This is a genomic window from Intestinimonas sp. HCP28S3_D6, assembly GCF_052065695.1.
Lineage (GTDB): Bacteria > Bacillota > Clostridia > Oscillospirales > Oscillospiraceae > Intestinimonas.
Genome location: NZ_JBQHTM010000063.1, coordinates 1 through 13,098 on the forward strand (window position 1 = coordinate 1; position 13,098 = coordinate 13,098).

Genomic DNA, 13,098 nt, shown 5'->3' on the forward strand with positions numbered 1-13,098 from the left:
AGTTTGCTGTCTCCTTTCAGAATGGTGTGTCGTGACTTCATTCTACCAGAGCCTGCAAGCTATGTCTTCTTTTATGCTCTTTCCAATTTGCGCAATTTATTGTACATTATCTTCAGCGCAGCCAGCGGCAGTCTGCGGTTGCCGCCGCTGCTTACCAAAGCGGCGAAAAGCTGTTCTGTGAATACGACCAGCAAGTAAAGCACTACCCGGAAAAGCGTGGTATCGTCCACAATGAAATCCTGCTCCCGGCAAATGCTCCACAGGAATATGCAGACCGCAATACTTTATGGAATGCCGCCGAAGCGGTGGAAAAGCAATGGAACTCCCAGCTTGCAAGGCGGTGGGTGCTTACCATTCCCAGAGAGATACCGCCCGACCAGTACGCTGTCCTTGTACGGGAGTTTTGTGAACAGCAGTTTGTTTCCAAAGGCATGATTGCTGATTTTGCCATCCATGACCCCCATCCGCCGGGACACAATCCCCACGCCCATGTCCTGCTGACCATGCGGGCAATGGATGAACATGGAAAATGGCTTCCCAAGAGCCGCAAGGTTTATGACCTTGACGAGAATGGGGAACGGATAAAGCTGCCGTCCGGCAGGTGGAAAAGCCACAAGGAGGATACGGTGGACTGGAACGACCAGAAGTATTGTGAAATCTGGCGGCATGAATGGGAGGTTATCCAGAACCGCTATCTGGACGCCAATGACCGCCCGGAGCGTGTGGACTTGCGTTCCTATGCCAGACAGGGGCTTGATATAGTCCCCACTGTCCATGAGGGGACTGCTGTCCGGCAGATGGAAAAGCGAGGTATCCAGACGAATATCGGCAACCTGAACCGGGAAATCAGAGCCGCCAACCGCCTGATGAAGTCCATCCGGCAGCTTATCCAAAACCTCAAAGGCTGGATTACCGAGCTGGGAGAAAAACGGAAGGAGCTGCTTGCACAAAAGGCGGCGGAGGAAGCGACACTTCTTCCCAATCTGCTGATGAAGTATATGGAGATACGAAAGGAAGAACGGAAGGACTGGACAAGGGCTGGACAGAACCGGGGAACTTCACAGGACTTAAAGGCAGTCAGCGAAGCCCTGTCCTATCTCCGGCAAAAGGGGCTTTCCACTGTGGAGGACTTAGAAGCGTTTCTGGAATCTTCCGGGAAATCAGCCGCAGATTACCGCAATCAGATGAAGCCAAAGGAAGCCCGGAGCAAAGTGATTGACGGGATTCTTGCCAGCCGGACAGACTGCAAGGAATGTAAGGCTGTCTATGAGAAGTACCAGAAGATATTTTTTAAGAAAATAAAGGGGAAATTCAAACAGGAACACCCGGAGGTTGCCCGGTATGAGAAAGCCGCTGACTACCTTGCCAAGCACCCGGACGATAAGGATAAAACGAAAAATGAGTTGCAACAGGAGCAGGAAACGCTTCTCAGCGAAATCGCAGAGCTGAAAGTACCACTGACCGAGGTACAGGAGGATTTGAAGAAGCTGCGGGACATCCGCTACTGGGTACGGAAAGCCACACCCGGCACAGAGGAAAGCAAAGAGCCGCCCAAGAAGCAGCCCATCAAAGAAGTCTTGCAGGATAAGACTGACGAGAAAAAAGCACAAAGAACCGCCCCGGCACAGGAGAAACACAGACAACAGGATATGGAACTTTAACAGGCACTTGCCATTTTCAATTAGAGAATGTCAGGTGCTTTTCTTATTTTCAAGGAGGGATAGATTTGAATGTATTCGAAGCTGTGAAGCAGTCCGTCACAACAAGACAGGCTGCGGAGTATTATGGAATCCATGTAGGTCGGAACGGGATGGCTTGCTGCCCGTTCCATAACGATAAAACCCCAAGCATGAAGCTGGATCGGCGTTACCATTGCTTCGGCTGCGGTGCGGATGGGGATGTGATTGATTTTGCCGCCGCCCTGTATGGGCTGGGAAAGAAAGAAGCCGCCGTACAGCTGGCACAGGACTTCGGGCTTTCCTATGAGGACTGGAAACCGCCGGGAAAGGTAAAAAAGCCCAAGACCCGGCAGAAATCCCCGGAGGAACAGTTTCAGGAAGCAAAGAATCGCTGCTTCCGTATTCTTGCCGATTATCTCCATCTGCTGATGGCATGGAGAACGGACTACGCCCCGCACTCCCCGGAGGAAGCCTTTCATCCCCGGTTTGTGGAAGCCTTACAGAAGCAAGCCCAAGTGGAATATCTGCTGGATGTGCTGCTGTTCGGGGAAACAGAGGAAAAAGCGGATTTGATTACGGACTACGGAAAGGATGTGATACAGCTTGAACAGCGAATGGCAGAACTTGCAGCCGCAGACGCAGCAAGAACTAAAAAACACTATGAACGCCATGCAGCCGCCCCAGAGCGTTGAGGAAATCAAGGCGGGGCTGGAAACCACCGAGAAAGGCGGTGTCCGTCAGAGCATACGGAACTGCCTGACCGTATTCCAACGTGACCCTCTGCTTTCAGGGGCTATCGCATACAACATCCTGACTGACCGCAAGGACATCATAAAGCCCATCGGTTTTCACAGAGAAAGCACCGCCCTGAACGATACGGACATGAAGTATCTGCTTCTTTATCTGGAAGAAACCTACGGGCTTACCAATGAGAAAAAGATTGATAACGCCATCGGGATTGTGGCGAATGAAAACAAGTACCATCCCATCCGGGACTATCTCAATACCCTTGTGTGGGACGGGACAGAGCGAATCCGCTTCTGCCTGCGGCACTTTCTGGGGGCTGACGCAGACGATTACACCTATGAAGCGTTGAAGCTGTTCCTGCTGGGTGCAATCTCACGAGCCTTTCAGCCGGGGTGCAAGTTTGAAATCATGCTCTGTCTGGTAGGCGGTCAGGGGGCTGGAAAGTCCACCTTCTTCCGGCTGCTGGCAGTCCGGGACGAGTGGTTCTCCGATGATTTGCGGAAGCTGGACGATGACAATGTGTACCGCAAGCTGCAAGGTCACTGGATTATTGAAATGTCGGAAATGATGGCAACCGCCAACGCCAAGAGCATTGAGGAAATCAAGTCATTTTTAAGCCGGCAGAAAGAGGTCTACAAGATACCTTATGAAACCCACCCGGCAGACCGCCCCCGTCAGTGCGTGTTTGGCGGCACTTCCAATGCCCTTGACTTCCTGCCCCTTGACCGTTCCGGCAACCGCCGCTTTATCCCGGTCATGGTGTACCCGGAGCAGGCGGAAGTTCACATTTTGGAGGATGAAGCCGCTTCCAGAGCCTATATCGGGCAGATGTGGGCGGAAGCGATGGAGATTTATAAAAGCGGCAGGTTCAAGCTGGCTTTCAGCCCCGCCATGCAGCGGTATCTCAAAGAACACCAGCGGGATTTTATGCCGGAGGACACCAAAGCCGGGATGATACAGGCGTATCTTGATAAATACACCGGGAGCATGGTCTGCTCCAAGCAGCTCTATAAGGAAGCCTTGAACCATGCTTTTGACGAGCCGAAGCAATGGGAAATCCGGGAAATCAACGAGATTATGAACCAGTGCATTTCCAGCTGGCGGTACTTCCCAAACCCAAGAATGTTTTCCGAATATGGCAGACAAAAGGGCTGGGAGCGTGAAAACCCGGCAACGGACTCCGGCAACCCGTCTGAAAAAACGATGGACGGTTTTGTGGAGGTCACAGAACAGATGGAGCTTCCATTCTGAAAAGGACAGCCCGTTGCACCCCCTGTTGTTATCCCGTTGCCGAGCCGGTTGCCGGGAAAAACCCCTTATTTCCGGGCTTTTCTCCCTTATAACAACCAAAACAACAAAAAAATAAAAGAAAAGTATAAATAGTAACCATCGCCAGATTGAGATTGTTTGCAAGGTCTTTTGAAGTCCGTTGCCGGACTTCGTTGCCGACACCCTCTGTCTGGCTATTTTCATGTATGGAGGATAACTGCCTATGGCAAAAAACAAAACAGAGATTCATGTGACCACTGTATTTGACGGGGAGCTTGACGCCACTGATGTGTTCGTCAGCCTGATTTCCCAGAAATACGGAAAGACAAATGCAAAAGAATATCTTGCTAAAAAGAAAGATATAGGCTATAATGAAGATGAGGTTCAAAAGAGCCAGATACCGTCTGGATTGTGTGGGTAAATGGCTATGATGAACGAAATGGAATACAGAACAATCGGTTCGGCACTTGCCGGGGGTTATCGTGCGGCGGTCTATTGCAGGCTGTCAAAGGACGATGACCTGCAAGGCGAAAGTGCCAGTATCGCAAACCAGCGTGATATGCTGGAAAAATACTGCGAAAAGCAGGGATGGGAGGTTGTGGCAGTCTATCAGGACGATGGCTTCACAGGTCTTAACATGGAGCGTCCTGACCTACAGAGAATGTTGAGAGCCATTGAGCGCAGGCAGATCAACCTTGTCATCACGAAAGACCTCAGCCGACTGGGGCGTAATTATCTGCAAACCGGGCATTTGATTGAGGACTTTTTCCCAAGAAACGGTGTCCGCTATATCGCCATGAATGACGGCATCGACACCCTGCGGGATAACAACGACATTGCCCCGTTCAAGAATATCCTGAACGAGATGTACAGCAAGGATATTTCCAAGAAAGTCCATTCCTCTTATCTTCTGAAAGCGCAGAAAGGACAGTTTACCGGGTGTCTTGCCCCGTTTGGGTATCGGAAAGACCCGGAGGACAAAAACCATCTGCTCATTGACGAGGAAACCGCCCCGATTGTGCGGCTGATTTTCGGATATGCCCTGAACGGTCATGGTCCGAACTATATCCGCAGACGGCTGGAGAAAGAAAAAATCCCCTGCCCTACATGGTGGAACCGGGAACGGGGGCTTCGCAATACCCGCACCAAATGGGAAAAGAAAGACCCAGAAAACGGGCGGTATATGTGGGACTTCTCCGTTATCAAAGACCTTTTGATGAATCCCGTCTACACCGGGGCGATTGCTTCCCAGAAAAAGGACTACCGCTTCAAAATCGGCACGATTGGGGAAAAGAAGCCGGAGGACTGGATTGTGGTGGAGGGACAGCATGAACCGCTGATTGACAGCATGAGCTTTGACATTGTGCAGAACAAGCTGAAATCCCGCCAGCGTCCGGGGCAGACCAATGAAATCAGCCTGTTTGCCGGACTGTTAAAATGCGGCGAGTGTGGGAAGTCGCTGACGGTACGCTACACAAACGCTAAACATCCCCAGCGGATTTACTCCTGCAAGACCTACAATGCCTTTGGAAAGAACCACTGCACCCAGCACCGGATTGATTATGACACCCTTTACAGCCATGTGCTGCGGAAAATCCGGGAATGTGCCAGAGCTGCCCTGATGGACGGGGAAGCGGTTGCCGACCGCCTGACCAATACCTGTGAAGCCGAGCAGCGGGAACAGCGGGAAGCAATGGAACGCTCCCTTACAAGGGACGAGGAACGGATTGAGGTTCTGGACAAAATGGTCATGCGGCTTTATGAGGATATGATTGCAGGGCGTATCAGTGAGCAGAATTTCAACACCATGCTGGAAAAGACACAGACCGAGCAGACGGAGCTTAAAACAAAAGTGTCCGAGGGCAGAAAGCGGCTGTCCGATGAAGTCCAGCTTGCCAATGATGCAAAACAATGGGTGGAAGCCATTCAGGAATACGCCAACATCACAGAGCTGGACGCAGCCACCCTCAACCGCTTAATCAAAGAAATCGTTGTGCATGAGCGCATTGACGAAGATAAAACAAGACACATTTCTATCGAAATTCATTTTAATCTCAAACCCATCCCGGAGGTGGAACAGGTCACTGCCTGACCTGTCCCGCCGGGACGGTTCTCTTAACAACACCATATAGATTTTTTGTACGCCGCCGCCCGCCATCGAGCAGAGTTTTTACACCTAATTGGGGATGAAACAGCTCATGGCGGGCGGCGGCGTGGCTCTCATCGGCATGACCCTTGTTCCCCTGCTTACCGGTCTTTTCGGTTAATCGCTGCACAGCAAGACAGAAGTGAGTAAAATCCAGGGTTCCCCCTGCCATAGCGCAGGGGGAGCCGGAAAGGAGGTCGATGCCGATTGGATTTATTGCTCAACACGCTGACCGAATGGCTCAAGGAGCTTCTTGCCGGTGCGATTGCATCCAACCTGACGGGGATGGTGGACTCGGTAAACACGAAGGTCGGAGATATTGCGGCGCAGGTCGGTCAGACCCCGCAGGGCTGGAACAGCGGAATCTTCCATATGATTCAAAACCTTTCCAACAACGTGATCCTGCCCATAGCCGGTATCATTCTGGCGCTGGTCATGACCATGGAATTCATCCGCATCATTATGGATAAGAACAACATGCATGATTTCGACACCTGGTCGATTCTCATGTGGGTGTTCAAAACAGCCTGCGCCATCCTGATCGTGTCCAACACCTGGAATATCGTCATGGCGGTGTTTGACGTTTCTCAGACGGTGGTGAACAACGCCGCCGGCATTATCGTGGGCAATACGGATATCGAGCTTGTCACAGAGGGGCTTGAGGAAACGCTGATGGCCATGGAGCTTTCCAGCCTGATCGGCCTGTGGTTCCAGTCCATGATCGTGGGCGTGACCATGCATATCCTGTCCATCATCATTATCCTGCCGGATATGCATGAGGCACTGGTCAGCCGGGGCGACTTCTATCAGGTCAGAGAAATTCTGGAGGCAGGCCGCCGTGAGAATGAGGCCAAATTGGAAGCCAGCCGGAATTACCGCGAAAAGCATCCGCAGATCTTCAAAAGCGGAATCGTCCGGTGCGGGCACTGCGGCTCCAACCTCGGTTACAGCCGCCACGGCGAGAAAAAAGAAGGCCGGTACAACTGCCGGAACAAGCAGTATGGCCGCTGCGATGTTGCCGTCGGCATCTCGGAGAAAAAGCTCGCGCCGATTGTCTGGAACGCAATCCAGACACAGTTTGCCCTGTTCGCGGATTTTGAGGAAGTAGCCGGGCGGCTGAAGGACAGCGGTATTCAGACGAAACGGCAGACCGAACTTCAGCAGGAAATGCTGGAAGTCGGTAATCAGCTGTCCGGTTATCAGAACAAACGGGAGCAGCTCTACAATGACTATGTGGACGGCATTCTCTCTGCCGGGGACTATATGGAGCTGAAAACCCGTTTTGACACCGCATATCAGGAGCAGAGTTCCCGCCTCAATCAGCTGTCGGTAGAACTGGCCAGGCTGAACCGGATGCTTTCCGATGAGAACAAGTGGCTTGTGAACATCCGGAATATCCGTAAGGCGCGGAAGCTGACGCCGGAAATCGCCCAGGCGATGATTGACCACATCAACGTATATAAAACAGGTTATGCCCAGCACAGGCTGGAGATCATATTCTGCTTTCAGGAGGAACGGGACGCACTGGAAGCGGCTTATCACGAATTGGAAGGAGGTGAAGCCCGGTGAAGAAACTGTACCTGTACATCCGCCTGTCGGATGCCGACGATGACCTGAAATTCAAGACCGAGAGCGAGAGCATCGCCAATCAGCGCACGCTGCTGTATCGGTTCATCCGCGCCCGCCGGGAGTTTGACGGCTATGAAGTGGTCGAGTTCATCGATGACGGCTACTCCGGCACCAACGGCAACCGTCCGTCCTTTGAGCGGATGATTGAAAGCCTGAAAAACGGCGAGGCAAACGTGGTCATCTGTAAGGATTTCAGCCGCTTTTTCCGCGACTATGTGGAGATCGGCGACTATCTGGAGCGTATTTTTCCGTTCCTGGGCGTTCGCTTCATTGCCGTCAACGACGGGTATGACAGCGATGATTACAAGGGCTCCACGGCCGGCATGGAAGTGGTCATGAAGTACATCGTCTACTCCTATTACAGCCGCGACCTGTCCCAGAAGATCAAAACCGTCATGAGTACCAGAAAGAGCAAGGGCGAGTTCGTAGCTTCGCAGGCTCCATACGGATACATGAAAGACCCGGATGTGAAACGGAAGATCATTCCCAATCCGGATACCGCGCCTGTGGTGCGGAAAATCTTTGACCTTGCGCTGGAAGGAAAAACGGCGGCAGAGATTGCCGTTGTCCTGAACGATTATAAGCTGGAAACGCCATCGGCCTATTATATGCGGATGAATCCCGACAGCAAAAAGTTCCGCACTGCTTCTAAGGAAGCCTGCTGGACGGTCAGCAATGTGCGGGAGATTCTGAAGCGCCGGGAGTATACCGGCGTGATGGTCATGAATCAGCGCCGCTGGAAGGGGCTGGACAATCCTCGGACGGTATGGACGGATGAATCCGAGTGGCAGATCATCCCGGACTGCCATGAAGCCATTGTCAGCGAAAGCGAGTATGAAGAAGCACAGAAAGTGTTCCGTAAAATCCGCAAGGGGTATGAGCGGAGTCCTGATCAGTATCTGCTGCGCAGTCTGGTTCACTGCGGGGCCTGCGGACGCACCATGCAGCGGCAGAAACACTCCCCGGTGATTTACTACACCTGCCTCAAGTCTGTATCCAACAGAGAAACCGCCTGCCCGGTGGGCGAACGGTTCATTGAGGCCGACCTGGAGCGCATCGTGAAGAACGACCTGATTGAGAAGCTCCGTCTGCTGGTGGATGCAGATGATCGCCTGTATGCGGCGGCAGCGGCCAGCGAAGGCACAGAGGAAAACCTCAGATTTCGGCTGGAACAGATTGAGAAACGCATGAAGCAGATTTCCGTCAGCCGGGTCAGTGCTTACGAGCGGTATGCCGAAGGACGACTTCAGAGGGATATATACCTCATGGAACGCGATAAACTGAACGCGGAGAACGACAGCCTCAGCTCCGAGAAAGAGCGGCTGGAAAAGGAGCTTTTAGCCCTTTCTCAGAGCAGAAACCACGAATTAACGGAGACCTGCGATATGGCCCGCCGGACGCTGACTGCGGACGAGCTGACCAATGAAATGCTCCTGTTCTTTATCGACCGTGTGAATGTGTACAGCGGCATGAGGGTGGAGATCATCTATCGATTCTCTGATGAGATTGCCCGGTTGATTGGGCAGGAGAATACAGCAGAATAACAGAAGGAGCGGGCCCTGGATTGCCGGGTACCGCTCCTTCGCATGTGGGCTTGAACAGCCCATATTTTTTTAGTCTTTGCTTAACATCAGCAAACCCACCGTTCAAGGGCACCGTGGACGCGGAGAGCATCCACGACAATCTGAAAGCGGTGACCAACACCAAAAAGACCGAGCTGCTGTTTCTGGCGCTGTTTCTGCGGATGCTGAAAAAGGGCGGCCAGTGCGCCTGCATCGTGCCGGACGGGGTGCTGTTCGGCTCATCCAAGGCCCACAAAGCCATCCGCAAGGAACTGGTGGAGAACCATCAGCTGCGGGCCGTCATCTCCATGCCCTCCGGCGTGTTCAAGCCCTACGCGGGGGTGTCCACGGCAGTGCTGGTGTTCACCAAGACCGGCGCGGGCGGCACCGAAAACGTGTGGTTCTATGACATGAAGGCCGACGGCTTTTCTCTGGACGACAAGCGCAGCGAAATTTCGGACAACGACATCCCCGACATCATCCAGCGGTTCCACAACCTCGATCAGGAAGCCGACCGCCCCCGCACCGCGCAGAGCTTTTTGGTACCCCGGCAGGAGATTGCCGACAACGACTATGATCTGTCCATCAATAAATATAAAAAGGAAGAGTATGTGCCGGTGGAATATCCCCCGACAAAAGAGCTGATGAAAGACCTGCATGCGCTGGAGGCGGAGATCACCGCAGGGCTGGCGGAATTGGAGGGGATGCTGTGATGGCAAAGTTAGGAGATATTATAGAGCAAATCCGGGGGGTTTCATATAAACCAGCGGATTTGCATGATAATCTAAATAACAACAGTGTTATTTTATTGCGTGCAAACAACATTCAAAATGGAAAAATCGTGATTGATGATGTGGTATATGTTTCAAAAAATAAAGTAAGTGAATCTCAATATTTAAGGCAGGGAGACATACTTGTATGCACGTCTAGCGGCAGTAAGGAACTAGTTGGAAAGGCCGCATTTGTAGATAAAGACTTACCTATGGTATTTGGAGCGTTTTGCAAAGTTGTACGCCCTAAAATAGAATGCTGTGAATACATGGGACACTTCTTTCAGTCCCCTTATTACCGCAACCATATTTCAGCAGCATCAGCGGGGGCTAACATAAATAATTTGAGAAATGAACACATAGCTGATTTACACATTCCACTCCCATCTTTTGACGAACAGCGCAAAATTGCGGCGGTGCTGGATAAGGTCAGCCACCTGATTTCCAAACGCCGCCAGCAGCTTAACAAGCTGGATGAGATGGTCAAGGCTAGATTTGTGGAGATGTTTGGAGAGCCTATCTACAATAGTAAAGGGCTACCAACCGAACAAGGAATAAACTTTTTCAAATTATCAAATGGAAAGTTTCTGCCTGAATCAAAACGCTTTACTTCTGGTATTCCTGCTTACGGTGGTAACGGTGTTTCATGGTATACAGATGACCCCATGATAAAAAATAATACTCTTGTTGTTGGTCGTGTTGGGTTTCAGAGCGGTAATGTTCGTTTTGTTGAAGGACCGCTTTGGATCACTGATAACGCCATGTATGTAAGTGACTATGATACACAAAAATATGACCTGCTTTTTCTATGCGCACTGATGGAGCACATCAATTTTACACGTTTTCAAGACGCAGGAGATTTAAAAAAAATAACACAGAAGCCCTTTATGAACATGGAATATATTCGACCATCTTTGCATGAACAACACAAATATGTTTTCTTTGTAAAGCAGACCGAAAAAATGAAAACCACCGTCAGCCACAGCCTTGAAAAGCTGGAAACACTGAAAAAGGCGCTGATGCAGGAATATTTTGGGTGAGGTAAACTTATGGAATTCCCTAAACAAATAAAAGATACTGTATATCGACTTCTTCAAGAACCAACATTGGATCACTTTCGTGAATTCTTGCAGGACCAAACGGGCGAACACAACGCCATTGATTTTAAACAAGAGTGGATTGAGAAGGATAAGCTGGCAAAATTAATGCTTGCCTTAGCAAATTATGGTGGTGGAATTGTTGTTTTTGGCGTACATGAAAATGACGATAAAACATTTTCATGTAATGGGTTGAAAGAGTTACAGGCCAAAGAGCAGATAGGGACATGGATAAAGCCATATATTTCTTCCAGTTTGAAGTATGATGTATATGATTTTAGCTACCAAACATCTGAGTATGAGGCATTGAATGGAAAACAATTTCAAATGCTTTTTGTTGAAGACACTCCCCAATTTTTACCATTCATATCTCGAAAAGAAGGTTCCAATATTAAGCCCTCTACTATTTATATACGACGTGGAACATCCGATGAACAAGTTACAGAAGAAGAATTATCTCATATTCTAGAGCGCCGAATCAAGCACATCTTCCCTGTAACTGGAAAACCCCTGGTTTTGGAGGAGCATCTTGAACAACTTAAAATCCTGTATAACCATATTGAGCCGACAATTTCCAAGATAAAAAATCCTGAAGACATTCCGTTTGCACAGGCCTTAAAAACTTTAGCTGCGTTGGCGAAAGGATTTACTGGCGCATATGAGTATGCGCCAGTAAAAAATCCACTGTATCCTGATGAATCTTACGAAGAGTTTATTGCCTCACTAATTGATAAAAAGAAGAAGAAAATTGAGCGAGTGCTTGATTTGCAGTAAGGGGGCTTTATTAATGGTGAAATTTATTTCAGAGAACTGGGCAAATATTTTACTTATTGTCGTAGGCAGCTTTGCCCTTGCAACCTATATATTGCAGGAGCGGAAGCAAAAGATTGATGCAGCTTCTCTTATCGTGCTTCAAATTGATGAATTCCAGGAGCGGTTACGGGAAATTTCCACATTTATTGTGGACGGACAACTGAATGAAACCGCGTTCTATGAATCGCTTCCCTTGATGGAAACGGATTATTGGAACAAGTACAAACATTACTTTGTCAGAAAAATGGATGCGACCAGCTACACAGCACTGAATCAACTGTATGAGTATGTGTCAGAGATTCAGGAACAACAGTTGCTCATGAAGACATTCCAAAAGAATTCCTTTCAGATAACCCAAAATATTTTAGCCAATATAGAATCTCAGTTTATTATGGATGATTTTAATAATGCTTGCACAGGAGTTACGGCACAGAACATTTCTTCTGCTATGGGAAATATGATTCCGCAAGGCGTTTCGGAGGAAGATCGAAATACGCTGAACGCAATGGTGCAACAAATAGCGACACAGAATTCCAGTTTTGATATAAACCGGTTTTGGACCCTCTACAACCAGCAGAGAAACTGGACTAAGTCCATCATTAACCAAGGGGCATTAACTTCCTACACTCCTGTCCAAATTCGCATAAGCTTAGAGAAGATGTTAACGAAATATTCTATGCTTGAGATAAGTGGAACAGATGGCTATCGAATGCTCAAAAAGACTTCTAAACAAAAATTTTAAGCTAGCAAGAGGTCTATTATGGAAGAAGATGTTACAAAGATATATGAGGAATATTCGGAAGAACTTCTGTTTTGTAAATATTTTATAGCTGAAAAATTACAACATCATGCTGAGATGGGTAGATGTGGAGAAAACATCCTCAAAAATTGCCTCCAGGAACGGTTCCAAATGCTGGAATTTGTTACCGGCTTTATTGCATGGGCCAATCATCAAAGCCCGCAATGCGACATCCTTGTGTGCAGGAAAAATTTCTATAGACGTCAATTAGGCGGAGATGCTTTTCTGGTAGATCCCCATGATTGCATAATGATCATAGAAGTTAAGGGAAATGCGACCTTGGACGATTTAACCGAAACTATTGAAAAAAATAAATTTTTCCTGTTGCATGGTGAAACAAAACATATAAAATTAGCGTTGTTTGCCTATAAAACTCGAATTGGAAAGCAGCGCTTGTATAAAGAGTTTGGTTATAAATACGACAGAAGCACAAAAGGATATATCCAAGAACGACTTTCAGAAGAAAAGCAAATAGACTGTTATGAAATGACATTTTTCAATCGAAAAAGTCAACGAACTTTTACCTGTCAAATTGTGCAGAATGCCAAACGGCATCTGAAAGGGGCTAAGACGATGCAGATTTCCGG

Annotated in this window: 11 protein-coding genes and 3 pseudogenes; all 14 read left to right on the top strand. The window is 49.1% G+C overall.

Annotated features, from left to right (window positions below; all coding sequences use genetic code 11):
- Positions 1–98 precede the first annotated feature (98 nt).
- Positions 99–1,661 carry a MobQ family relaxase gene (mobQ, locus tag ACTNBK_RS15225; protein WP_441147398.1) on the top strand — a complete coding sequence of 521 codons (1,563 nt, stop codon included), beginning with the start codon at positions 99–101 and terminating at the stop codon, positions 1,659–1,661.
- A 65-nt stretch (positions 1,662–1,726) separates the two neighbouring features.
- A complete protein-coding gene (locus ACTNBK_RS15230) occupies positions 1,727–2,371 on the top strand; it encodes a CHC2 zinc finger domain-containing protein (RefSeq protein ID WP_002584324.1) in 645 nt (214 codons plus the stop codon).
- The gene (locus tag ACTNBK_RS15235) at positions 2,340–3,677 is read left to right on the top strand and encodes a virulence-associated E family protein (RefSeq protein ID WP_002584323.1); all 1,338 of its coding nucleotides are present in this window, start codon (positions 2,340–2,342) and stop codon (positions 3,675–3,677) included. The genes ACTNBK_RS15230 and ACTNBK_RS15235 overlap by 32 nt, the downstream gene beginning before the upstream one ends.
- 241 nt (positions 3,678–3,918) lie before the next feature.
- Positions 3,919–4,116 carry a hypothetical protein gene (locus tag ACTNBK_RS15240; protein WP_002592708.1) on the top strand — a complete coding sequence of 66 codons (198 nt, stop codon included), beginning with the start codon at positions 3,919–3,921 and terminating at the stop codon, positions 4,114–4,116.
- Entirely contained in the window at positions 4,117–5,787 is a 1,671-nt protein-coding gene (locus ACTNBK_RS15245) for a recombinase family protein (RefSeq protein ID WP_002584321.1), read from the top strand. It begins immediately after the preceding gene.
- A gap of 91 nt (positions 5,788–5,878) precedes the next feature.
- Positions 5,879–5,962 (top strand): annotated as a pseudogene (locus ACTNBK_RS15250) (Maff2 family mobile element protein); the annotation flags it as partial.
- Between the two features lie 86 nt (positions 5,963–6,048).
- A pseudogene (locus ACTNBK_RS15255) lies at positions 6,049–6,606 on the top strand (VirB6/TrbL-like conjugal transfer protein, CD1112 family); the annotation flags it as partial.
- Between the two features lie 6 nt (positions 6,607–6,612).
- Positions 6,613–7,410 (top strand): recombinase zinc beta ribbon domain-containing protein, encoded by a 798-nt coding sequence (locus ACTNBK_RS15260; RefSeq protein WP_441147400.1) that lies wholly within the window; start codon positions 6,613–6,615, stop codon positions 7,408–7,410.
- Positions 7,407–9,014 carry a recombinase family protein gene (locus tag ACTNBK_RS15265; protein ID WP_441147390.1) on the top strand — a complete coding sequence of 536 codons (1,608 nt, stop codon included), beginning with the start codon at positions 7,407–7,409 and terminating at the stop codon, positions 9,012–9,014. The genes ACTNBK_RS15260 and ACTNBK_RS15265 overlap by 4 nt, the downstream gene beginning before the upstream one ends.
- A gap of 80 nt (positions 9,015–9,094) precedes the next feature.
- A pseudogene (locus ACTNBK_RS15270) lies at positions 9,095–9,745 on the top strand (HsdM family class I SAM-dependent methyltransferase); the annotation flags it as partial.
- Entirely contained in the window at positions 9,745–10,842 is a 1,098-nt protein-coding gene (locus ACTNBK_RS15275; protein WP_302667656.1) for a restriction endonuclease subunit S, read from the top strand. The pseudogene ACTNBK_RS15270 and the gene ACTNBK_RS15275, both read left to right, overlap by 1 nt.
- 9 nt (positions 10,843–10,851) lie before the next feature.
- Complete coding sequence (locus ACTNBK_RS15280; protein WP_441147392.1) at positions 10,852–11,673, top strand: AlbA family DNA-binding domain-containing protein; 822 nt, start codon at positions 10,852–10,854, stop codon at positions 11,671–11,673.
- 13 nt (positions 11,674–11,686) lie between these two features.
- On the top strand, positions 11,687–12,454 hold the full coding sequence (locus tag ACTNBK_RS15285) for a hypothetical protein (RefSeq protein ID WP_441147394.1): 768 nt from the start codon (positions 11,687–11,689) through the stop codon (positions 12,452–12,454).
- 18 nt (positions 12,455–12,472) lie between these two features.
- The coding region (locus tag ACTNBK_RS15290) for a DUF6602 domain-containing protein (protein ID WP_441147396.1) at positions 12,473–13,098 on the top strand (626 nt) is incomplete at its 3' end.

What these genes read in the sequence shown, in the direction of transcription:
- ACTNBK_RS15240 (WP_002592708.1), top strand. Translation starts at nt 3,919, where the DNA reads ATGGCAAAAAACAAAACAGAGATTCATGTGACCACTGTATTTGACGGG.
- ACTNBK_RS15245 (WP_002584321.1), top strand. Translation starts at nt 4,117, where the DNA reads ATGGCTATGATGAACGAAATGGAATACAGAACAATCGGTTCGGCACTT.
- ACTNBK_RS15285 (WP_441147394.1), top strand. Translation starts at nt 11,687, where the DNA reads ATGGTGAAATTTATTTCAGAGAACTGGGCAAATATTTTACTTATTGTC.
- ACTNBK_RS15280 (WP_441147392.1), top strand. Translation starts at nt 10,852, where the DNA reads ATGGAATTCCCTAAACAAATAAAAGATACTGTATATCGACTTCTTCAA.
- ACTNBK_RS15235 (WP_002584323.1), top strand. Translation starts at nt 2,340, where the DNA reads ATGAACGCCATGCAGCCGCCCCAGAGCGTTGAGGAAATCAAGGCGGGG.
- ACTNBK_RS15260 (WP_441147400.1), top strand. Translation starts at nt 6,613, where the DNA reads ATGCATGAGGCACTGGTCAGCCGGGGCGACTTCTATCAGGTCAGAGAA.
- ACTNBK_RS15275 (WP_302667656.1), top strand. Translation starts at nt 9,745, where the DNA reads ATGGCAAAGTTAGGAGATATTATAGAGCAAATCCGGGGGGTTTCATAT.